This is a genomic window from Sphingomonas sp. P4_G2 (assembly GCF_056401155.1).
Window position 1 is genome coordinate 1 of the sequence record NZ_JBFUJY010000011.1, and the last position, 20,961, is coordinate 20,961.

Below are 20,961 nucleotides of genomic sequence, written 5' to 3' on the forward strand. Positions count from 1 at the left end.
CCCCCACCCGACCTCCCAATCAGGATATTCTATGGGAGGTCGGGTGGGGGAGCGGGCCGGCACCGTCTCAGCGAAGCTGCAACGACTCTAAGACGTAGCCGGTTTTCCCTGCCCGTGGGTTGACTTCGGGCAACCCCCACTATAGGCGGCGCGCTTCCCAGTTTCACTGCAATCTTAAAGAAGCGAATCGATCATGAAGATCCGCAATTCACTGAAGTCGCTCAAGGACCGGCATCGCGATAACCGCGTGATCCGCCGCCGTGGCCGCACCTATGTCATCAACAAGACCAACCGCCGCTTCAAGGCCCGCCAGGGCTAAGCTGCGGACGGCTTTCGCTGTCGTCGTTCGCGACGCTGGCGATATGTTGGACGACCGGAACCTCGAGTTCCTGACGAGCGCCTGATCGACGAGATCGGGCGCTCTTCGCGTTTCTGCGGCTTGGCTCTAGGCTGAGAACCAGATAAACCGCTGTTCGAAAAGCGATCTATTTCCAAGTTCGTCATCCCAGCGAAAGCTGGGATCTCAAGCGGCATCGCGTCACCCCCAGAGACCCCAGCTTTCGCTGGGGTGACGGGAGTTGTCGGGGTGAGGGCGGAGAGACCCGCCGAGGCGCCTCAACTATACCCCTTCAACTCGTCGCCCATGATCCGCACGACGTGGAGCACGTTGGTCGATCCCGGCGTCTTGAACGGCACGCCGGCCATCACGATCACGCGGTCGCCCGCTTCGGCCAGGTGATGGCGCAGCACCATGCGCTTGGCCTTGGCGACCATTTCCTCGAACGAATCGACGTCGCGCGTGTGGACGGCATAGGCGCCCCATAACAGGCCCGATCGCCGCGCCGTCTCCATCTTGGGCGTCAGCACCATGATCGGCACGCCGGGGCGCTCGCGCGCGATTCGCCGTGCGGTCGAGCCCGAGCTGGTGAAACAGACGATGATCTTGGCGTCTATCGTCCGCGCGATGTTCTTGGCCGATTCGGACAGAGCGTCGGCGGTGGTCGGGTCCGAGCGGATCACCGTGAAATGGATACGGTCGCCATGCGCCGGATCGCTTTCGACCGCTTCGCCGATCGCGTTCATCATCGCGACCGATTCGATCGGCCATTTGCCCGCCGCCGATTCGGCCGACAGCATGATCGCGTCGGCGCCGTCATAGATCGCGGTGGCCACGTCGGAGACTTCGGCGCGGGTCGGCGAGGGCGATTCGATCATCGATTCGAGCATCTGGGTCGCGACCACCACCGGCTTGCCCTGGCGGCGCGCGGCCTCGACGATCCGCTTCTGCAGCGGCGGCACGGTCTGCGGCGGCAATTCGACGCCAAGGTCGCCGCGCGCCACCATCACGCCGTCGCACGCCTCGATGATCTCCTCGAGCCGCTCGATCGCGGCGGGCTTTTCGATCTTGGCGAGCAATGCCGCCTTGCCGCCGATCAGCTTACGCGCTTCCATCAGATCTTCGGGGCGCTGGACGAAGCTCAGCGCAATCCAGTCGACATTCTGTTCGACCGCAAAGGCGAGGTCGCTGCGGTCCTTCTCGGTCAACGCCGCCATCGGCACGACCACGTCGGGGACGTTCAGCCCCTTGTTGTTGCTGAGCGGGCCGCCGACCTCGACATTGGTGACGATGCGGTGGGCGTCATGCTCGATCACCCGCAGTACGAGCTTGCCGTCGTCGAGCAGCAAGCGCGCGCCCGCTTCCATCGCCGCGAAAATCTCCTTGTGCGGCAGTTCGACGCGCGTGGCATCGCCGGGGGTCTTGTCGCGGTCGAGCACGAACATCGAATCGGTCTTGAGCTCGACCCGCCCCTCGGCGAACTTGCCGACGCGCAATTTGGGCCCCTGAAGGTCGGCCAGGATCGTGGTCGGCCGGCCATATTTCTTCTCGAGTCCGCGGATCGCCTCGATCACGGCGACCTTAGATGCCTGGTCGCCATGGCTCATATTGACGCGGAACGCGTCGGCGCCCGCTTCGAACAGCTTGCCGATCATCTCGGGCGTATTGCTCGCCGGGCCCAATGTCGCGAGAACGCGGACCTTGCGCGAGCGAGGAGCGATGGCCTTGGTCATCCTGGGGAGGTTCCTCTGCTTGTCGAGGGCTGGCTCTAGTCCCTATCTCGGGAGGATCAACCGTGGAGCGTATAATGGATAAGCTCGATCAACTCGATGACGCATCGGCAGCGGCGGCGTTTCGCCGGCTGGTGCGTCTGCTCCGGCACCGCGAGGATGCGCAGAATATCGACCTGATGGGGCTTGCCGGCTTCTGCCGCAATTGCCTGTCCGACTGGGTCGGGGAGGCCGCCGGCCTGTCCAGGGCAGAGGCGCGCGAGATCGTCTATGGCGAGCCTTATGACGGCTGGAAGGCGCGGCAGCCCGGGGCGACGCCCGAGCAGTTGCGGCTGATGGATGAGAGCATGGCGAAGAACGCCGCGCTCGACCAAGCGCTCGAGGATAGTTTCCCGGCGAGTGACCCGCCGGCGATGACCGAACCCAATCGATAGGTATCCGGTCGAATAGCGGTTGAGGGTCCGGCCTCGACCGCTTAGACGGCGGCGCAAGCGCGCTGGCCGCGCCAATGCGATATCGCAATCCATTCGAACAGGCGGGGCATGACGCTCGCCTCACAGTGAGGACTTATGGCTGAAGAACGTGTGGCTGAAGAACGTGGCGAGGGCATGGGTGGCGGACGCGTCGCGGCGGACGAGCTTCGGCTGCTGATCGAGCGCGCCGAGCGCCTGGAAGAAGAGAAGAAGGGCATCGCCGACGATATCAAGGACGTGATGGCCGAGGCGAAGAGCCGCGGCTACGACGTCAAGGCGATCCGCAAGATCCTGGCGATCCGCAAGAAGAAGCGTGAGGAATATCAGGAGGAAGAGGCGATCCTGGAGACCTATCTGCACGCGCTGGGCATGCTCTGATCGACCTGATCCGATCGGATGACGAGGACGGCGGCGCTTGCGTCGCCGTTTTTCGTATGTGCGCATTTGGCGCTCGCCCGCGAACTGAGGCAGAGACGCCGCAATGAAATCTCCGGCAACCCATGACGCGATCATCCTCGGCGCCGGTGCCGCGGGGATGATGGCGGCTGCGGTCGCGGGGCAGGCGGGGCGGCGCGTGCTGCTCGCCGATCATGCCGACGCGCCGGGTAAGAAAATCCTGATCTCGGGCGGCGGGCGGTGCAATTTCACCAACATCCACACCGCGCCCGATTGCTATCTGTCGGCCAATCCGCATTTCGCGCGCTCGGCGCTGTCCCGTTACACGCCTGCCGACTTCATCGAGCTGGTCGAGCGCTATCATATCGCCTGGCACGAGAAGACGCTGGGTCAATTGTTCTGCGACGGCTCGGCCAAGCAGGTCGTCGCGATGCTGCTCGATCAATGCGCGCAGGGCGGGGTCGAGTTGAGCCTGGGCCGCGCGGCGGGCGAGATCGGCCACGCTGACGGAATGTTCAGCGTCGCGCTGGGCAATCGCACCGTGTCCGCGCCGAAACTGGTCATCGCCACCGGTGGGCCATCAATCCCGAAAATGGGCGCGACCGGCTTCGCCTATGATGTCGCTCGGCGATTCGGACTGAAGGTGACCGAGCCGCGTCCAGCTTTGGTGCCGCTGACCCTGGGCGGCGACGATGTGTTGTTCCGCGATCTGTCCGGGGTCGCGACGGAGGTCGTGGCGAGCGCGGGGCAGGGCCGGTTCCGCGAAGCGGCCCTGTTCACCCATCGCGGATTGTCGGGCCCGGCGATCCTGCAAGTCTCGTCTTATTGGCGAAGCGGCGAGGCGGTGGCGATCGACTTCCTCCCCGATCGCGATGCCGGCTGGCTGCTCGCCGAGAAACGCGCGCGACCGCGAGCGACGGTGCGATCGGCCCTGGGACAGGCATTGCCTGACCGCCTCGCAGAAACGCTGGCGGAGCGGCTCGCGCTTTCCGGCAATCTCGCCGACCTGCCCGACAAGGCGCTTGCAGCTGCCGAGGCGCAACTCGCCGGCTGGACTTTCCGTCCCAACGGCACCGAGGGATTCGCCAAGGCCGAAGTCACGATCGGCGGCATCGCGACCGACGGCCTGTCGCAGAAAACGATGGAAGCGAAGGCTGTGGCTGGGCTCCATTTCATTGGCGAGGCGGTCGATGTCACCGGCTGGCTGGGTGGCTACAATTTCCAATGGGCCTGGGCGTCGGCCGTTGCCTGTGGGGAAGCGCTCTAAAAGTTTGTTCACGCGAAGGCGCGGAGGCGCGAAGATGCTGGAGGTGCGGCAGGCGCGGAGCGCCTTTTCGAATCTCCGTGTGTCTACCGAACGATGGGCGGGCCCCAACATCTTTGCGCCTCTGCGCCTCTGCGCGAACCAATTCCAACCCACCGCTTTGACCACGCACGCCACCCGGTTTAGAGACCCCGCCAAACGCCAATGAGGACCCAATGGCAGGCCATTCCAAGTTCAAGAACATCATGCATCGCAAGGGCGCGCAGGATAAGAAGCGCTCGGGCATGTTTTCCAAGCTCAGCCGCGAAATCACCGTCGCTGCGAAAATGGGTCTGCCCGACCCTGATATGAACCCGCGCCTGCGCGCCGCCGTCAACGCGGCCAAGGCGCAGTCGATGCCCAAGGACAATATCCAGCGCTCGATCGACAAAGCGAGCCGGGGCGATGCCGAGAATTACGAGGAAATCCGGTACGAAGGCTTCGGCCCGGGCGGCGTGTCGCTGATCATCGAGGCGCTGACCGACAATCGCAACCGCACCGCGACCAATGTGCGCACCGCGGTCAGCAAGAATGGCGGCAATCTCGGCGCATCGGGCTCGGTCAGCCACGCGTTCGACCGCATGGGCCTGATCACCTATCCGGCCAAGGCGGGCGATGCCGACAAGGTGTTCGAGGCGGCGCTCGAAGCCGGTGCCGAGGACGTGAGCTCGTCGGAGGACGGGCACGAAATCTGGACGTCCAACGAATCGCTTCACGAAGTCGCCAAGGCGCTGGAGCCGGTGCTGGGCGAGGCCGAAAGCGCCAAGTTGGCCTGGCGTCCGCAGACCATGGTCGATGTCAGCGAAGGCGACGCCGCAACCCTGTTCAAGCTGATCGACGCGCTCGACGACGATGACGACGTCCAGACCGTGTGGGGCAATTACGAAGTCTCCGACGCGGTGATGGAGAAACTGGGTTGAACCAATTTCCCTCTCCCGACGGGAGAGGGAAGGAGCCCGCTCGCGAAGCGAGTGGGAAGGGTGAGGGCAGTTATGCCACAGCACCTGCCCTCACCCTTCCGCCGCTTCGCGGCTCCCTCCCTCTCGCAGAGAGAGAGGGATTTTGATCATCCTCGGCCTCGACCCCGGCCTCGGCACGACCGGCTGGGGCGTGATCCGGGCCGAGGGCAACCGCTTGTCGCATCTCGCCAACGGCCAGTTGAAGACCGACGCCAAGGAAAGCCTGCCGCGCCGGTTGGCGCATCTCGACACGATGCTCGCGGCGCTGATCGCCGATCACGCGCCCGACGCGGCGGCGGTCGAAGAGGTGTTCGTCAACATGAACCCGCAATCGACGCTCAAGCTCGGCCAGGCCCGCGGCGTGGTGCTGCTCGGCGCCGCGCGGGTGGGGATCGACGTCGGCGAATATGCCGCGCGGCTGGTCAAAAAGGCGGTGGTCGGCGTCGGTAATGCCGAAAAGGCGCAGGTCCACGCCATGGTTGCGCGGCTGCTGCCCGGGGTGAAGATCGCCGGCGCCGATGCCGCTGATGCGCTGGCCGTAGCGATCTGCCACGCGCATCACCTCGCGAGTGCGCGACGACTGATCAACCTTGACCGCTAGTTAAAGATTTCCGCAGCGTCGGCGGGCTTTAAGTCGATCCGTCCCAAGGCGCGAACGCCGCGAATACCGTTGACCACGCCAATCAGCAGGATGGCGTCGATCAGGATGCCTACGACCGCAAGCGTCATGATCTTCATCACCAACTCGACCGCCAGCAAGACGGCGGCGACCGAGCCCCACACGATGCCCTTGCCCGCGCGCAGTCGAAGCGCGGCGGCGCCAAACAACACGACCTCGACGGCTGCCCCAGCGAGGCCCGCCACGAGAGGCATGGGCAGGCTCGCCCCGTTCGACGTCACGCCGATGACGATTAATCCAATCAGCCCAAGCCCAGCCGCAATGAGGCAGGCGAACCCGCCGAGCTGCGCTGCGCTCAACGCACCATCCTCCTTCGTCAGGTCGACGTTCCACATTGCCATGCGAATTCCCCCCTATTGCCCAAGGTGATAGTAACAGGAGCGGCTCGTTGGTCTAGAGCGGGTTAACGGCGCGCTGTCTCGATTTTGCTTTCCCGCGCAGTCACGTTCTGGTTATGTCCTCCGCCATGATCGCACACCTCCGTGGCCGCCTCGAAGCGACCGGCATCGACCATGCGGTGATCGACGTCGGCGGCGTCGGTTATCTGGTCGGCGCCTCGGCCAAGACGCTCGCGGCGATCGGCCCGATCGGCGAGGCCGCGACCTTGTTCACCGAGATGCTGGTCGCCGAGGATTCGATCCGGCTGGTCGGTTTCGCCCGCCCCGACGAACGCGACTGGTTTCGCTTGCTGACCGGCGTCCAGGGAGTCGGGGCTCGTGTCGCGTTGGCGATCCTGTCGGTGCTCGAGCCGGTCGAGATCGCGAAAGCGGTAGCTGCGCAAGATAAGGCGATGGTGGCGCGCGCCAATGGCGTCGGACCGAAACTCGCCGAGCGCATCGTCCGCGAGTTGAAGGACAAGGTCGGCGGCGTGATTCCCGGCAGCCTGACCCCGGTCACGGCGGCGATGGGCGCAGCGCAGGACGCGGTGTCGGCGCTGCTCAACCTAGGATTCCGCCCTGCCGAGGCCAATGCCGCGGTCGGAGCGGCGGAAGAGGAACTGGGCGCCGGCGCCGGGCTGGATGCGTTGGTGCGGCTGGCGTTGAGGAAGGCGGCGAAATGACGGACGAGACGACGGTACGCCGCGCCACCTGCGCTTGTGGCCAACTCGCGATCGAGTGCGTTGGCGAACCGGTGCGCGTCTCGGTGTGCCATTGCCTCGACTGCAAGCGACGATCAGGCAGCGCATTCGCGATGCAGGCGCGGTTCCCCAACGATCGCGTCACCATTTCGGGGCAGTCGAAACAATGGACGCGGACCGGCGATGAGGGCGGCAAGGGCGTGATGGATTTCTGTCCCGATTGCGGCTCGACCTTGTTCTACCGGGTCGAGTTCGATCCCGATATGGTCGCCGTGGCGGTCGGCGGCTTTGGCGATCCGAATTTTCCAACGCCGATTTATTCGGTTTACGAGACGCGCAAGCATCGCTGGCTCGAGATTGTCGGAGACGGCATCGAGCATTACGAATGACCGCCTATGTCATTTCAAGGGTGACGATGAAGCCCGGCCCCGCGCTCGAGGCGTATCGGCGGCTGGCGGCGGCGTCGATCGCGCGGCATGGTGGTCGGTATCTGGCGCGCGGCGGAGCGATGACCGTGCTCGAAGGCGAGTGGCGCGCGGGAGCTGTATTGCTGGCTTTCCCGAGCGTGGGGGCGGCACGTGCCTGGTATTCCTCTCCCGATTATGCCGAAGCGCTGGCGCATCGCGACGACGCCGTCGAGCGCGACTTGGTCCTGGTCGATGGGATCGATTCCTGACCGCGGCGCGGTAGAGCGTGCCCGGCGCGTGACGATCAGTTTATTGATGTAGCGAAACAATTATTCGGCCGGGCGATCAGGGTCTAGGCTGTCGCTCCCGAACGATGGGAGGACGTATGAAGCGACTTCTGTTGGCTACCAGCGCGTTCCTGCTGATTTTACCCGATATCAGTGCAGCCTTTGCTCAGGTGGGGCCGAAACTGCCCCCCGGCGCGACGACCAAGCCGGGCCGTCCCGGCGGTCCGCAGATCCAGCCGCCGCGGCCACAGCCGCCCAAGCCACGGCCTCCACGGCCACGCCCACCGGGTCCGGGCAATGGCGGCGGTGTCGTTCGCCCGCCACGGCCTCCGCGCCCGCCGGTGACCAAGCCGATGCCGCCGCTGCCGCGGCCGCCCAAGCCCGGCAAACCGCATCGCCCCGGCGCCGGCCGTCCGCCCAATTTCCGGCCGATCCACCGGCCGGGCTGGATCTATCCGCCGGGCTGGCATTATCGCCGCTGGACGATCGGCCTGCTGCTCCCCGCCATCTTCGTCGGCCATCATTATTATTACGACGATTGGTGGCAGATGGGCCTCGAGCCGCCGCCTCGCGGCTATCGTTGGGTGCGCTATGGCCCCGATCTGCTGTTGGTCAATGTCCGCACGCGCCGGGTCGCCGACGTGATCTACGGCGCATTCTACTGACCGCGTGACAAAAGGGGGCGTGAACAGGTAGGGAACGTTCGATGGACGAACCCGCCCGCCTGATCACGCCCCAGCGTCAAGCCGAGGATGTCGACGCGGCGCTGCGTCCGAAGACGCTCGACGAGTTCGTCGGGCAAAAGGCGGCGCGCGAGAATCTGCGCGTGTTCATTGCCGCGGCCAAGGCGCGCGGCGATGCGCTCGATCATGTCCTGTTCTTTGGGCCGCCGGGGTTGGGCAAGACCACGCTCGCGCAGATCATCGCGCGCGAAATGGGGGTTGGCTTTCGCGCGACCAGCGGCCCGGTCATCGCCAAATCGGGCGACCTTGCCGCGTTGCTGACCAATCTCGAGGACGGCGACGTCCTGTTCATCGATGAGATCCACCGGCTCCAGCCCGCGGTCGAGGAAGTACTCTATCCGGCGATGGAGGATCGCGCGCTGGACCTGATGATTGGTGAGGGGCCATCAGCACGCAGCGTGCGGATCGACCTCCCGAAATTCACCCTGGTCGGGGCGACGACGCGGCAAGGATTGCTGACGACGCCGCTACGCGACCGTTTCGGCATCCCGGTGCGGCTCAATTTCTACACGGTCGATGAGTTGGAAGCGGTGGTGACGCGGGCGGCGCGCTTGCTCGGCCTCCATGTCTCGGCCGATGGCGCGCAGGAGATTGCGCGGCGTGCACGAGGGACGCCGCGCATCGCCGGGCGGCTGCTGCGCCGGGTGCGCGATTTCGCCAATGTCGCGGGACGCGAGACGGTCGATGCCGTCGCCGCCGATGCTGCGCTCAACCGGCTCGAGGTCGACAAGTTGGGGCTCGACGCGATGGACCGCCGCTATTTGATGATGATCGCCGACATCTATCGCGGCGGCCCGGTCGGGGTGGAGACGCTCGCGGCTGGTTTGAGCGAGCCGCGCGACACGATCGAAGAAGTCGTCGAGCCTTATATGATCCAGCTTGGCCTGATCGCGCGCACCGCACGCGGGCGGTGCCTGAATGCCTCCGGATGGAAGCACCTTGGCCTCAACCCGCCCGCGGGAGCGCAGGACGGATTGTTCGATCAGCCGATGAAATAGACGATCGCCGCGGCGCCGCCGCCGAAGATCGCGGCGACGATCATCCCCAGGATGCCGGCAATCGCGCTACCGCCGCGCCGCTTGGCGAATGCAGAGCGTTGGCCCGGTTTGGCCAGTTTGAGCTCGATATAGCCCGCGATCGTTCCCCCGATCGCGGTGGCGATCAGCGAGACCAGGGCGCCAAGCGGCGATCGGCCCACCGTCGCGATCGCGATCGGCAGCAAGGTGGCGATCGGTGCCGCCATCAGCAAGGCGGCGGCGAGCTTGGCCTGATCGACGCGCTGTTTATGGACCGGCGCCACCGCGATCAATTCGGGCGCGTCCTCGCCCGACACGGCCAGCCAGGCAAAGCTGCCGGTGAGCTGGGTCGCCACCAGCACGCTGGCAAAAGCGAGGCCGGGCGCGATCAGCCCGCCGCCGCCGCGAAACGCTACCAGCATCAGCGGGATCAGATAGACCAGGCGCAGGATGATCTGGAACACCAGGCCGGGGTCGCGCGCGAGCAGGCGCCACTCCTTGGCCAGGACGGGTCGAAACAAGCCGGCATGGAACAATCGAGCGCTTGCCTTGCCGGTCGGTCGCGTGCGGCTCAGCCGCATACCGGCATCCTGATAGCCGCTCAGGAACAGGCGCTGCAGCACCGCGCCGGTGCCCGCGAACAGCGCGACGCCGATCGCCAGCAGGATCGCGAGCGACACCGGATCGCCGAACGCGGCATGGCCAGGCACGCCGCTCCATCCTGTCTCGCCCCATCCCCAGGCGCGTAGATCCTGGAAGATCACGACAAAGGACGACTGCCGGCCCTGGGCGCCATGCGACAGCTGGCTGAAGAGGAACAGGGCGCCGCCCAGCACGGCCGCGGCAACCTGACCGACCGTGCGCGCGGCGCGGGGGCCGGCGATGCTGGCGAGCGCGAGGGTGATGGCGATGCCGATCGCGGCGGCGGTCAGTGCTAACGCCACCAGCAGCGCGACGACCCCGAGCAGATGCGGATGACCCAGGATCGCGATCGGCACGACCACCGGCAGCAACAGTCCGGCATAGGTCAACACGATCGCGCCGGCGATTGCCGCCAGCTTGGCTAACAATACGATGCGGCCCTCGATCGGTGCGGTCATCAGCAAATCGAGGTCGCGGCTTTCGTACAAGGTCTGCTGGCTGCCCAGGATCGCCTGCGTCGTCATGAACGACAAGGCGACGACCGACGCAGCCAGGATTCCAATCCCGATCTCCGCGCGATAGTCGATCGGCACGCCCATCACGAAGTACGCGAACGTTGTGCCGGCCACGAGGTAGAGGCCGAGCAATACGAGGGCGAGCACCTGACGCTTGCCGCCGCGTCTGCGACTGCGCCAGGCGAGCCGCAATTCGTGCCAAGCCAGCCAGGCAAAGCTTCCGGGAGCCAATCGGGTCACGCCCCGCTCGTCAGCCGGATAAAGGTGTCTTCAAGCGTCATGCCCTCGGTCCCGGCGCGATCGCGCAATTCGTCGAGCGTGCCTTCCGCGAGCAATTTGCCGCTGCCGATAATGCCGATGCGATCGGCCATGCGCTCGGCGACTTCGAGGATGTGAGTGGTGACGATCACCGTCTTGCCGCGATCGACCTGTTCGCGCAGCGCGTCCTTGACCGCGCGCGCCATCGCGGCGTCGAGCCCGGTCAGCGGCTCGTCGAGGATCAGCAGCTTGGGATCGTGGATCAGGGCGGCCGCCAACGCGACCTTCTGCTTCATGCCGCGCGAAAAGCTCTCGCACCTGGTGTCGCGCTGTTCCCACAGATCGAGCCAATGAAGCAGCCGTTCGGCTTCTTCCGACGCGACATGCGGATCCATCCGCCACAACCCGGCAACGAAAGCGAGATATTCGAGCGGGCTCAATTTGTCGTAGAGCATCGGCTCATCGGGCAGCCAGGCGGTGATCGCCTTGGCCGCGATCGGATCGGCCAGCGCATTCACCCCGAAAATCTCAATGCTTCCCGCATCGGGCCGGGTCAGGCCGGTGACCATCCTGAGCGTGGTCGTCTTGCCCGCGCCGTTCGGGCCGAGCAGTGCATAAAGCTGGCCCGCCGCGATATCGAGGTCGAGGCCAGTGATGACGGGTTTGTCGAACGCCTTGGCAAGGCCGCGAATCCGAAGGGCTTCTGTCATTGGGGGCGGTTTAGCCTGACATCACGCCTCGTCCAGCGCGAACAAACTTTCGACCGGCTTGCCGATCGCGGCGGCGAGTTTGAGCGCCAGGATCGTCGAAGGAACGAACACGCCGTTCTCGACCGTGTTGATCGTCTTGCGGCTGACCCCGATGCGCTCCGCCAGTTCGGCCTGCGTCCAGCCGAGCCGCGCGCGCTCGTCGCGCAGACTGTTGGTCAGTCCACTGCTCACGACTTGAGTGCGCGCCGCTCGAGCATGCCGAAACGGATCCACGCCGCGGCAATGCCAGCGCTCATCATCACGTGGATCACGTCGCGCGCGCTCATCGGCTCGAACAGGGAGAGGATGTAGAGCGCGATGGCCGCGACCATCGTCGCGAGGAAGCCGTAACGAAACCCTTCGGCGCGGTGTATTTGGGCGCTTTCGTCGTTGATCAAGGCGCGGACATTGGCGCCGCGGAACCAGCCACCGCCCGTCGCAAACGCGATCAGCAACACGATTGAGAGTAGCGGCCAAGCGCTGACCGCGACGTGATCGACAAGTCGCGACCCGTCACCCAGGCGGCGGCCGCTGAAATAACTTGCTTGTTGGGCGAGAAAGATTGTCGCCATGGCTGGCATCATCCGCGCACGACGGTGCACTAGTCGATCGGCGATTTCGGCATCGGTCATCTTGAACACCCCCTCGGAATGTAACCTATACTACTCATGTAACCTGAGGGTTACATCGACGCAAGGGGCAAAATCGGGGACGAATGGGTTTGCCTCACCGCTTCGGACCGCTAGGGACTTAACCATGACGGCAACCGGTATCGACCAGCCGGTCGAAGGACGCTTCGACGGACGCGAGCACCGATTCCCGGTGCGCGTCTATTTCGAGGACACCGATCTGTCGGGCGTGGTCTATCATGCCAATTACCTGCGCTACATGGAGCGGGCGCGGTCGGACATGCTGCGGCTGGTCGGGATCGACCAGCGCGCGACGATGGAAGCCGGGGAGGGCGCCTATGCGGTGTCCGATATAGCGATCAAATTTCGCCGTCCGGCGAAACTTGACGACGCGTTGGTGGTTGTTTCGCGACTGATACGGGTTCGCGCCGCGGCGGTGCATATTCATCAGAGAGTCATACGGGGACCTGAATTACTGGCAGAGGCGGACGTGACCGCAGCATTGGTCGCGCCCGACGGACGCCCGAAACGCCAGCCGGCAAGCTGGGCGTCGGCCTATGCAGGGCTGATCTGGACACCCGAAGAACAAGGGGACTGAAGACGTAATGCATTGGAGTTTGGACCTTTCCCCCGGATCGACCTCACCGCTCGCGCTGCTGCTGCATGCCGACATCGTCGTCCAGATCGTCATGGCCGGACTGCTGCTCGCCAGCATCTGGACCTGGGCGATCATCATCGGCTTCTCGACCAAGGTCGGCGCGACCCGGCGCAAGATCGACAAATTCGAAAAGGATTTCTGGAAAGCGGAGGATATCGACGCTTTCTACAAACTGCACGGTGATGACGAATTGCCGGTGGCGCGCGTGTTCGCGGCCGGCGTGTCCGAATGGCGCCGCTCGACCGCCGGCGGCGTGGTCGATCGCGAAGGTATCCGCGAGCGCCTCGCCACCGCGATGGGATCGGCCGTGGCGGGGGAGGCGGACAAGCTCGCCGACCGGCTCAACATCCTGGCCACGGTCGGGTCGGTGGCGCCTTTCGTCGGCCTGTTCGGCACCGTCTGGGGCATCATGTCGAGCTTCACCGGCATCGCCGCGGCGCAGAATACCAGCCTGGCGGTGGTCGCTCCCGGTATCGCCGAGGCGTTGTTCGCGACCGCGATCGGTCTGTTCGCGGCGATCCCCGCGGTCATCGCCTACAACCGCTTCAGCCATGGCGTGAACCGGATCGAGGCGCGGCTGATCCGCTTCGCCGATGGGTTCCATACGACCTTGAGCCGCCAGTTGGAGGCGAAAAGGTGAATAGGGCGATGTGCCTGTTCCCCTCCCGTTTACGGGAGGGGCTAGGGGAGGGCGTGTCCGTTCCCGCTACAGACACGCCCTCCCCCAACTTCTCCCGCAAGCGGGAGGGGCGATAACGTGGCCATGAATCTCCCCTCCAGCCGCGCTAAGGGACGGCGCGCGCCGATGGCGGACATCAACGTCACGCCGTTGGTCGACGTCATGCTGGTGCTGCTGATCATCTTCATGGTCACCGCGCCGCTGATGACCGCGGGCGTACCGGTTAACCTGCCCGACAGCCGCGCCAAGGCGCTCGACCAGGATCAGAAGCCGGTCGATATCGCGGTCGATCGCGACGGCACGATCCATATCGGCGATGACGCCGTGACGATCGAGGAGCTACCCGATCGCCTTTCGGTGATCGCCAGCGAACGCCGCCAGGGCGACAAGCCGCCGCAGATCTTCCTGCGCGCCGACAAGGCGCTCGATTATGGCCGGGTGATGGAAGTGATGGGCGAGCTCAACCGCGCCGGCCTCAACCGCGTCGCTTTGGTGTCCAACGCCAAGGAGCGCCGGTGAGCGGCATCGCCGTTTCTCCTATCCTGCGCCCCATCCCCAAGGAGCGCGACGACCGGTTGTGGATCGCGATCGGCGTGTCGCTGCTCGCGCATCTCGTCTTGTTCACGATCCTGTCGCTGCTGCCGCCATCCCCTCCGCCGCCGCCGGTCGCACCGATGGACGTGACGATCGCCGACGATGTCGGGCTGAAGGCCGGCGCGCCCAATACGACGGTCGACCCCGCCGAGAGCAAGGCACCCGATATCGGCAATCCGGAGGATTCGGCGCCGCCCGCGCCGGCCGAGGACAAGGCCGAGCCGGCGCCGCCCAAGCCCCAGCCCGAGGCCGCGCCGCCGCCCAAGCCCGCGCCGGTCGCCAAGCCAGAGCCGAAGAAGCCGGCGCCACCCGCCCCCAAACCGGCGCCGAAGGCACAGCCCAAGCCGGCCGTCGCGGCGCCTACCAAGCCCGCGGTCAAACCGGGCAAGGGCACCGGCAGCACGGCGAACGCGATCAAACCCAAGGCACGTGGCCTCAATTTCGGATCGGATTATTTCAAGGGCGCGTCGAGCAAGCCGAGCCCCGCCACCGGCACCGCGCCCAAATCGGCGACGATGAGCCAGCAAGCGGCGATGGATATCGGTCAGAAAATCAAGCAGCAGGTGCAGCCTTGCGCCAACCGCCAGGTCAATCCCGGCCCCGGCGCTGAGCGCATCCGCGTGACGATCCGGCTCAAGATCAACCGCGACGGCACGCTGGCGTCGCGGCCGGTAATCGTCGGACATGACGGCGTCGACGACGATAATCGTCGCTACCAGCGCCAGGTCGACGATCGCGCGATCGCGACCTTCATGGGCTGCCAGCCGCTCCGCGGCCTGCCGGCCGAATTGTACGACGTCCCCAATGGTTGGAGCGATTTCTCGCTCCGCTACAAGCTTCCGGGTTGAGAGAGAGATGATGACCAAAGGCTTTCCGCTAATCGCGCTGATGATGGCACTGGCGCCCGCCGCCAACGCCCAGACTACCCCGCCCGCGTCGGAACCCGCGCCAACTCCGACGCCTGCTCCTGCTCCCGGCGCGACTCCGGCGCCCGGGCAGTCGGGCGGGCTGGTGGTCGATGTCGAGGGCGGCATTTCGGCGCCGATGGGGATCGCGATCCCGGCGCTTCCGACTCCCGAGGTGGCGTCGACCGCGGCGGGATCGACCGATCAGCTCGGCAAACAATTGTCCGACGTGATCACGGCCGACCTCAAGAATTCGGGACTGTTCAAGCCGCTGCCGGCCGGTCAGCTGATGCCGGTGCCGTTCGCCCAGGCGACCGCGCCTGATTTCACCGGCTGGACGTCGCGCGGCGCGACCGCTCTGGTCCAGGGTTATATCCGCGCCAACGGCAACGGCACCGTGACGGTCGGCTGTTATTTGTACGACACTGCGGCGCAGCGTGAGCTGGGGCGTCAGGGCTATGTGCTCAGCGTCAACGAATGGCGCCGCGCCGCGCATAAATGCGCCGATATGGTCTACACCCGGCTGACCGGCGAAGGACCGTATTTCGACAGCCGCGTCGTCTACGTCTCGGAGACCGGGCCTAAGGGCAAGCGGATCAAGCGGTTGGCGGTGATGGACCAGGATGGGTTCAACGGCCGTTTCCTGACCAACGGCCAGACGATCGTGCTGACCCCGCAGCTGTCGCCCGACCAGCGCCGCGTCGCCTATCTGTCGTATCTCGACAAGAAGCCGACCATCTATGTGCTCGACCTCGGCTCGGGCAAGCAGCGCCGGCTGGTTGATAATGTCAGCCTGGCGCTGGCACCGCGCTGGTCGCCCGACGGCCGCTGGATCCTCTATTCGATGTCGCAGGCGGGCAATACCGACCTCTACAAGATCCCCGCCGATGGTGGCGCGTCGCAGCGCCTGACCAATGCGCCGGGCATCGACACCGGCGGCAGCTGGTCGCCGGACGGCAGCAAGATCGTGTTCGAAAGCGATCGTTCGGGCGCGCAGCAACTCTATGTGATGAACGCCGACGGATCGTCGCAGCAGCGGATCAGCTTCGGCTCGGGCCGTTATGCGACCCCGGCCTGGAGCCCGCGTGGCGACCTGATCGCCTTCACCAAGATCGGCGGCGGCTTCCATGTCGGAATCATGTCGCCCTCGGGCGGCGGCGAGAAGATGCTGACAGACGGCTGGCAGGACGAAGCGCCGAGCTGGGCGCCCAATGGCCGCGTCATCATGTTCTTCCGCTCTACCGAAGGCGGAAGCGGTGTCGCGGACTTGTGGTCGGTCGATCTGACCGGCGTCAACGAGCGCCGTCTGCCTACCCCGTTCGACGGATCGGATCCGAGCTGGGGACCCATTCGCAAGGACTAACGTTTCGTATCCGGACCGAATACGCCCCCCAGGCATTTAACAGCCAAAAGTTAGGGAGAACCAACGATGGCACGCATGACGACCAAGCTGATCCTGCTCGCGACACTCGTCGCGGCCGCAGGCTGTGCCCATAAACGCCCGCCGGTCCTGCCGCCCGCCGCGGGCGACCAGCCGACGGGGTCGACCGGCAACGGCGATGCCGGATCGATCGTCCCCGGCTCGGCCGAGGATTTCAAGCGTTCGGTGATGAGCGACACGATCCACTTCGCGCTCGACCAGTATGACATCGACGCGACCTCGCGCTCGATCCTCGACAGCCAGGCTGCCTGGCTGATGAAATGGCCCGACCGCCGCATCACGATCGAGGGTCATGCCGATGAACGCGGCACGCGCGAATATAACCTCGCGCTCGGCGATCGCCGCGCCAACGCCGCCAAGAACTATCTCGCCGCGCGCGGCGTCAACGCGGCGCGGATCAACACGATCAGCTATGGCAAGGAACGCCCGATCGCGCTCGGCTCGGACGAGGCAAGCTGGGCCCAGAACCGCCGCGCGGTGACCATCGTCCTGCAATAGCAACGCACGACATTTCGATTGCGAACGAGGCCGGGGAGCGATCCCCGGCCTTTTTCGCTGTCATGCTTCCCATTTATCCAGCGCGCGGCGATAGGCGGCTTCCTTCGTCGATCGCTCCTTCTCCAGTCTGTCGATGTCGGTCTTTTGCGCCCTGGCGAGCTTGCGCCGTTTCTCCTGCAAGGCAGCCAGCTGATCGTCGATATCGGCGAGGTCACGGTCATACTCCTCGCGGGCGGCGCTCAACGCTTGCTCCGCCGTTTCCAACGGCTTGCGATCGGGCAGCGGCTTGCGTTTGGCAGGCTTGCGCTCGGGCGTCGATTTCGGGTCGCCGGCGGGCCGTTTCGCCGACCCGGCTGCCTTGCGATGCTCCGCGGCCGATCCCCTCGGCCGCTTGATCACCTCACCCGGGCTGGCGAGCGGCTCCTTGGTCAGCTTGGGATCGGTGACCAGTTCCGCCGCGCCGCGCGTGAACAGATTCTTCTCGGTACCCCAGGCCTTGAGCGCGGCCTTCATGCTCGGCGCCGCGACATAGGCGTCGTGGAAGCCGATCGGAGTGCGATAGACCTTCAGCTTGGGCATAGCGCATGGCCAACGCAGCGCGCGCGAGTTCGTGCCGAGGCGCCGGTCGCCAGGTCATCGAATCCGCTTGCGACTCACTCGAAACCGATATAAATATGATATCATCTTTAACGGGAGGGTCCCATGGCTATCCAGGCCTCGGATGCGAATGTGAATGGTATCGGACTGACCTTGTCGCGCGAGCGCCCGGCGGCGACGTCGAGCGGCTATCTGATGCTGCTCGTGCTGCTGATCGCATTGGTCACGGCAATCTACGGCGGGACGACGGTCGACAATAATGCCGCGCTTGGTGCGCTGCTGATCGTCGGCGGGACGATCGTCTTCGCCTTCGTGCTGTGCGGCTTCTACATGCTCCAGCCCAATCAGGCGGTGGCGGTCACCCTGTTCGGCAGCTACCAGGGCACCGACCGCAAGACCGGGTTGCGCTGGCTGTTGCCGTGGCTTGGCCGCAAGAAGATCTCGGTCCGCGCCAACAACATCATTTCCGACAAGATCAAGGTCAACGACCTGCGCGGCAACCCGATCGAGATCGCCGCGCAAGTGGTGTGGCGCGTGACCGATACCGCCCAGGCCTTGTTCGACGTCAACGACTATAAAGCGTTCGTGATGGTCCAGATCGAGGCCGCGGTGCGGACGATCGGGTCGCGTTATCCCTATGACGATTTCGCGCATCAGGAAGTGACGCTGCGCGGCAATCACGATCAGGTCGGCGGCGAACTGCGCCAGGAACTGATCGCGCGGCTGGCGATGGCCGGGATCACGGTCGACGAATGCGGCTTCACTCACCTTGCCTATGCGCAGGAGATCGCCGGCGCGATGCTTCGCCGGCAGCAGGCGCAGGCGGTCGTCGCCGCGCGCCAGACCCTGGTCGAAGGCGCGGTCGGCATGGTCGAGATGGCGCTCGACCTGTTAAGCAAGAAAGGTGTGGTCGAGCTTGATGACGAACGCCGCGCGGCGATGGTGTCGAACCTGATGGTCGTGCTGTGCGGCGAGCGCGATACGCAGCCGGTCGTCAACACGGGCTCGCTCTACCAGTAAGGCGGCACGATGAGCGCTCCTCCCAAGAAGGCGTTTCCACTGCGCCTCGATCCCGCGCTGTACGCGGCGATCGAGCGCGCGGCGGCGAGCGACCTCAGGAGCGTCAATGCCCAGGTCGAATGCCTGCTGCGCGAGGCGCTGGCGCGGCGCGGGGTGAAGCTGGCGGATCCGGTGCGGCCCAAGCGTGGCCGCCCACCCAAGCAAGGAGATCAGGAATGATCGGACGGATGACGAGCCGCGAGCGGCTGCCGATCCTGTTGGCGCTGTCGGTACTGGCGCTCGGCGTCGGTATCTCAATGGTGCTGGCATGAGCGAGGGCGACTGGTTCGCGCCCAAGAAGCTCGGCGTGGGCGCCGGCCTGCCGATCAAGTGGCAGGGATGGGCGATCACGATTGGCTATTCGCTGACCGTGATCGTCGCCGCGGGAACCTTGGTGCCGCGTCATCCGGTGATCGCGATCGGCGTTATCGTGCCGCTGACCCTGGCCTTCATGGTGGTGTGCGCCCAGCACACGCGCGGGGGGTGGAAATGGCGCTGGAAAGGGGAAGAATAGGATGAAACGCGTCGCCTTCGCCGCTGCCGCTTTGCTTGTGATCGCCGCGGCACCCACGGGTGTCGAGGTCACCGTTGCCGGGCCACAGGGTGCGCTCGCGGGGACGTTGCTCGATCCGGGCAAGGATGCGCCAGCCGTGCTGATGATTCCAGGCTCGGGCCCGACCGATCGCGACGGTAACAATCCGCTCGGCGTGAAGGGCGGCGTCTATCGCCAGCTAGCCGAGGCGTTGGCGGCGAAGAAGGTCGCGACACTCCGCATCGACAAGCGCGGCATGTTCGGCAGCAAGGCGGCGATTGCCGATGCCAATGCCGTGACGATCGGCGATTACGCCGCTGACGCGCATGCCTGGGTCGACATGGTGCGCGCGAAGACAGGGCGCCGATGTGTCTGGCTGCTCGGTCATAGCGAGGGCGCGCTGGTAGCGCTGCAGGCGGCGCAGAACCCAACCGGCATTTGTGGTCTGGTCCTGGTCGCCGGGGCGGGCCGTCCGCTCGGCGAAGTGATCCGCGCGCAATTGCGAGCCAACCCGGCCAATGCGCCCTTGCTGCCGCAAGGCGAAGCCGCGCTTGACCAGCTCGAAGCCGGCAAGCGTGTTCCGGCAGCGGCCATTCCCGCGCCGCTCCAGCCGCTCTTCAACGAGCGCGTTCAGGGCTATCTGATCGACATGTTCCAGCACGACCCCGCCAAGCTGATCGCCGCGGTGAAGCTGCCGGTGTTGATCGTCCAGGGCGACAAAGACATCCAGGTCTCGGTGTCCGATGCCGAGCTTCTCAAGCGTGCGCAACCCGTAGCGACGCTGAAGCTGCTCCCGGGGATCAATCATGTGCTGAAGTCGGTGGCGAGCGACGACCGCGCCGCGAACGTCGCTACTTATGGCGATGCCAACCTCGCCATCTCGCCGGCCGTGCCCGACGCGATTGCGGCCTTCGTCAGCAAGTAGCTACTATCAGCCGAGCGCCTGGTTGAGCAATTTGGCCAGCCGCAGTCCGCCGCGCTCGACCTCGAGCCGCACGGTCGGCACCAGAGATGCGATCGTCGCATTGTCGAGTTTGACCCGCGTTGGCGTGGGTCCGCAGGGATCCCCGCCGATCGCGGTCCGATAGGTCACGTCGCGCGCGACCGCCCAGCTTTCGCGGCTCCAGTCGAGAACATTGCCCGCGGCGACCCTCTTGCGATCGGCGAGCGAATAACGATGCACCAGGCTCGGCCCGGTCGAGATGGCGCGTTCGGCGAGATAGCCGTCCCAGATCGAATGGAGGTTGAGCCGGCTGGCGGCATAGGTGCCGTACACCGCCTTCACGTCGTTGCCGCCTTTGTCGCCCTTCTCACCGGCATGAAGCGGTTGATGAAGGTCGCCGACGAAATGGATCAGGAAGACGAGCGCTTCGACGCGTTGCTTGGTCGGGGTGCGGCGGTCCTTGAGCAATTTCACATCGCGGACGATCTGCGCCGATACGCAATTGCCGTCCTTGCATACGCTCTCGACATCGAACGGCGAGCAGATGTTGACGTCCTGATAGTGCCAGGCGCTGGTGTAGCCGAACTTCTGCTTGCCGTTTTCGTCCTTGATCCCCTTGATGCAATCGGCCCAGATCGCGGCGGCGTCGAGCGTGCCTGCTTTGCATTCGGGGGTGCCGAGCAGCTTTTGCTGGCGGAGCAATCGGGTGATCTCCCGCCGGGCCTTGGGTGTGATGTTGGCCCAGGCGATCTCGGCGACGGTCTGATGGCCATATTCCCAATAGGCATTGGCGGGAGAGGCGAGGACGAGCGCGGCCAGCGCGGCGGCGACGGGGAGGAGGCGCTTCATGGGTG

General features: G+C 65.5%; 29 protein-coding genes. 21 read left to right on the top strand and 8 right to left on the bottom strand.

The window, feature by feature from the left end; genetic code table 11:
- Positions 1–193: 193 nt before the first annotated feature.
- Positions 194–319: a type B 50S ribosomal protein L36 gene (ykgO, locus tag AC1DRD_RS20810; RefSeq protein WP_003046794.1), complete on the top strand. Its 126-nt coding sequence runs from the start codon at positions 194–196 to the stop codon at positions 317–319.
- 296 nt (positions 320–615) lie between these two features.
- Here ykgO and pyk read toward each other — a convergent pair whose 3' ends face one another.
- A complete protein-coding gene (gene pyk, locus AC1DRD_RS20815) occupies positions 616–2,070 on the bottom strand; it encodes a pyruvate kinase (protein ID WP_478029775.1) in 1,455 nt (484 codons plus the stop codon).
- A gap of 74 nt (positions 2,071–2,144) precedes the next feature.
- On the opposite strand from pyk, the gene AC1DRD_RS20820 reads away from it, so the two are divergent.
- The 5 genes from AC1DRD_RS20820 (at position 2,145) to ruvC (ending at position 5,799) form a co-directional block, all read left to right on the top strand.
- A complete protein-coding gene (locus AC1DRD_RS20820) occupies positions 2,145–2,501 on the top strand; it encodes a DUF1244 domain-containing protein (RefSeq protein ID WP_478042885.1) in 357 nt (118 codons plus the stop codon).
- Positions 2,502–2,675: 174 nt separating this feature from the next.
- Positions 2,676–2,918: a DUF2312 domain-containing protein gene (locus AC1DRD_RS20825; protein ID WP_218016277.1), complete on the top strand. Its 243-nt coding sequence runs from the start codon at positions 2,676–2,678 to the stop codon at positions 2,916–2,918.
- A 103-nt stretch (positions 2,919–3,021) separates the two neighbouring features.
- Positions 3,022–4,203, top strand: a complete 1,182-nt coding sequence (locus tag AC1DRD_RS20830) for a BaiN/RdsA family NAD(P)/FAD-dependent oxidoreductase (RefSeq protein WP_478042886.1) — start codon at positions 3,022–3,024, stop codon at positions 4,201–4,203.
- A gap of 212 nt (positions 4,204–4,415) precedes the next feature.
- Positions 4,416–5,159, top strand: a complete 744-nt coding sequence (locus AC1DRD_RS20835; RefSeq protein WP_478029778.1) for a YebC/PmpR family DNA-binding transcriptional regulator — start codon at positions 4,416–4,418, stop codon at positions 5,157–5,159.
- Between the two features lie 142 nt (positions 5,160–5,301).
- Positions 5,302–5,799, top strand: coding sequence for a crossover junction endodeoxyribonuclease RuvC (gene ruvC, locus AC1DRD_RS20840; RefSeq protein ID WP_478042887.1), 498 nt, complete (start codon positions 5,302–5,304; stop codon positions 5,797–5,799).
- Here ruvC and AC1DRD_RS20845 read toward each other — a convergent pair.
- Complete coding sequence (locus AC1DRD_RS20845; protein ID WP_478042888.1) at positions 5,796–6,218, bottom strand: hypothetical protein; 423 nt, start codon at positions 6,216–6,218, stop codon at positions 5,796–5,798. The two genes, ruvC and AC1DRD_RS20845, sit on opposite strands and share 4 nt — an antisense overlap.
- A 125-nt stretch (positions 6,219–6,343) precedes the next feature.
- Here AC1DRD_RS20845 and ruvA point away from each other — a divergent pair, with 125 nt between their 5' ends.
- The 5 genes from ruvA to ruvB all read left to right on the top strand — a co-directional run bounded on the left by ruvA (position 6,344) and on the right by ruvB (position 9,390).
- On the top strand, positions 6,344–6,937 hold the full coding sequence (ruvA, locus tag AC1DRD_RS20850; RefSeq protein WP_478029781.1) for a Holliday junction branch migration protein RuvA: 594 nt from the start codon (positions 6,344–6,346) through the stop codon (positions 6,935–6,937).
- A complete protein-coding gene (locus tag AC1DRD_RS20855; RefSeq protein ID WP_478029782.1) occupies positions 6,934–7,344 on the top strand; it encodes a GFA family protein in 411 nt (136 codons plus the stop codon). The genes ruvA and AC1DRD_RS20855 overlap by 4 nt, the downstream gene beginning before the upstream one ends.
- Positions 7,341–7,631, top strand: a complete 291-nt coding sequence (locus tag AC1DRD_RS20860; RefSeq protein WP_478042889.1) for a DUF1330 domain-containing protein — start codon at positions 7,341–7,343, stop codon at positions 7,629–7,631. Before AC1DRD_RS20855 ends, AC1DRD_RS20860 begins: the two co-directional genes overlap by 4 nt.
- Before the next feature lie 116 nt (positions 7,632–7,747).
- Positions 7,748–8,314 carry an RcnB family protein gene (locus AC1DRD_RS20865; RefSeq protein ID WP_478029784.1) on the top strand — a complete coding sequence of 189 codons (567 nt, stop codon included), beginning with the start codon at positions 7,748–7,750 and terminating at the stop codon, positions 8,312–8,314.
- Positions 8,315–8,355: 41 nt separating this feature from the next.
- Positions 8,356–9,390 carry a Holliday junction branch migration DNA helicase RuvB gene (gene ruvB, locus AC1DRD_RS20870; RefSeq protein WP_478042890.1) on the top strand — a complete coding sequence of 345 codons (1,035 nt, stop codon included), beginning with the start codon at positions 8,356–8,358 and terminating at the stop codon, positions 9,388–9,390.
- Here ruvB and AC1DRD_RS20875 read toward each other — a convergent pair.
- Genes AC1DRD_RS20875 through AC1DRD_RS20890 form a run of 4 tightly spaced genes read right to left on the bottom strand, consistent with a single transcriptional unit; the run spans position 9,375 to position 12,204 of the window.
- The gene (locus AC1DRD_RS20875; protein ID WP_478042891.1) at positions 9,375–10,805 is read right to left on the bottom strand and encodes a hypothetical protein; all 1,431 of its coding nucleotides are present in this window, start codon (positions 10,803–10,805) and stop codon (positions 9,375–9,377) included. The two genes, ruvB and AC1DRD_RS20875, sit on opposite strands and share 16 nt — an antisense overlap.
- Positions 10,802–11,533, bottom strand: a complete 732-nt coding sequence (locus AC1DRD_RS20880) for an ABC transporter ATP-binding protein (protein WP_478029787.1) — start codon at positions 11,531–11,533, stop codon at positions 10,802–10,804. Before AC1DRD_RS20880 ends, AC1DRD_RS20875 begins: the two co-directional genes overlap by 4 nt.
- A 21-nt stretch (positions 11,534–11,554) precedes the next feature.
- Entirely contained in the window at positions 11,555–11,764 is a 210-nt protein-coding gene (locus AC1DRD_RS20885; protein ID WP_478029788.1) for a helix-turn-helix transcriptional regulator, read from the bottom strand.
- The gene (locus AC1DRD_RS20890) at positions 11,761–12,204 is read right to left on the bottom strand and encodes a hypothetical protein (protein WP_478029789.1); all 444 of its coding nucleotides are present in this window, start codon (positions 12,202–12,204) and stop codon (positions 11,761–11,763) included. Before AC1DRD_RS20890 ends, AC1DRD_RS20885 begins: the two co-directional genes overlap by 4 nt.
- 124 nt (positions 12,205–12,328) lie before the next feature.
- Here AC1DRD_RS20890 and ybgC point away from each other — a divergent pair, with 124 nt between their 5' ends.
- The 6 genes from ybgC to pal all read left to right on the top strand — a co-directional run bounded on the left by ybgC (position 12,329) and on the right by pal (position 16,976).
- The gene (ybgC, locus tag AC1DRD_RS20895; protein ID WP_478042892.1) at positions 12,329–12,799 is read left to right on the top strand and encodes a tol-pal system-associated acyl-CoA thioesterase; all 471 of its coding nucleotides are present in this window, start codon (positions 12,329–12,331) and stop codon (positions 12,797–12,799) included.
- Positions 12,800–12,806: 7 nt separating this feature from the next.
- A complete protein-coding gene (tolQ, locus tag AC1DRD_RS20900; RefSeq protein ID WP_478029791.1) occupies positions 12,807–13,499 on the top strand; it encodes a protein TolQ in 693 nt (230 codons plus the stop codon).
- Between the two features lie 117 nt (positions 13,500–13,616).
- Positions 13,617–14,057, top strand: a complete 441-nt coding sequence (gene tolR, locus AC1DRD_RS20905) for a protein TolR (protein WP_478029792.1) — start codon at positions 13,617–13,619, stop codon at positions 14,055–14,057.
- A complete protein-coding gene (locus tag AC1DRD_RS20910) occupies positions 14,054–14,980 on the top strand; it encodes a cell envelope biogenesis protein TolA (protein ID WP_478042893.1) in 927 nt (308 codons plus the stop codon). Before tolR ends, AC1DRD_RS20910 begins: the two co-directional genes overlap by 4 nt.
- A gap of 10 nt (positions 14,981–14,990) precedes the next feature.
- On the top strand, positions 14,991–16,400 hold the full coding sequence (tolB, locus tag AC1DRD_RS20915) for a Tol-Pal system beta propeller repeat protein TolB (RefSeq protein WP_478042894.1): 1,410 nt from the start codon (positions 14,991–14,993) through the stop codon (positions 16,398–16,400).
- Positions 16,401–16,466: 66 nt separating this feature from the next.
- Positions 16,467–16,976, top strand: coding sequence for a peptidoglycan-associated lipoprotein Pal (gene pal, locus AC1DRD_RS20920; RefSeq protein ID WP_478029795.1), 510 nt, complete (start codon positions 16,467–16,469; stop codon positions 16,974–16,976).
- Positions 16,977–17,036: 60 nt separating this feature from the next.
- Here pal and AC1DRD_RS20925 read toward each other — a convergent pair whose 3' ends face one another.
- Positions 17,037–17,555, bottom strand: a complete 519-nt coding sequence (locus AC1DRD_RS20925; RefSeq protein ID WP_478042895.1) for a hypothetical protein — start codon at positions 17,553–17,555, stop codon at positions 17,037–17,039.
- A gap of 123 nt (positions 17,556–17,678) precedes the next feature.
- Here AC1DRD_RS20925 and AC1DRD_RS20930 point away from each other — a divergent pair, with 123 nt between their 5' ends.
- The 4 genes from AC1DRD_RS20930 (at position 17,679) to AC1DRD_RS20945 (ending at position 20,089) form a co-directional block, all read left to right on the top strand.
- Positions 17,679–18,593, top strand: coding sequence for an SPFH domain-containing protein (locus AC1DRD_RS20930; protein WP_478042896.1), 915 nt, complete (start codon positions 17,679–17,681; stop codon positions 18,591–18,593).
- Between the two features lie 9 nt (positions 18,594–18,602).
- Positions 18,603–18,812: a type II toxin-antitoxin system antitoxin gene (locus AC1DRD_RS20935; RefSeq protein WP_478029798.1), complete on the top strand. Its 210-nt coding sequence runs from the start codon at positions 18,603–18,605 to the stop codon at positions 18,810–18,812.
- 88 nt (positions 18,813–18,900) lie between these two features.
- Positions 18,901–19,146: a hypothetical protein gene (locus AC1DRD_RS20940; RefSeq protein ID WP_478029799.1), complete on the top strand. Its 246-nt coding sequence runs from the start codon at positions 18,901–18,903 to the stop codon at positions 19,144–19,146.
- Between the two features lies 1 nt (position 19,147).
- Positions 19,148–20,089 (top strand): alpha/beta hydrolase, encoded by a 942-nt coding sequence (locus AC1DRD_RS20945; RefSeq protein WP_478042897.1) that lies wholly within the window; start codon positions 19,148–19,150, stop codon positions 20,087–20,089.
- A gap of 6 nt (positions 20,090–20,095) precedes the next feature.
- Here the strand turns inward: AC1DRD_RS20945 and AC1DRD_RS20950 are convergent, their stop codons facing one another.
- On the bottom strand, positions 20,096–20,956 hold the full coding sequence (locus tag AC1DRD_RS20950) for a S1/P1 nuclease (protein ID WP_478042898.1): 861 nt from the start codon (positions 20,954–20,956) through the stop codon (positions 20,096–20,098).
- Positions 20,957–20,961: the final 5 nt, after the last annotated feature.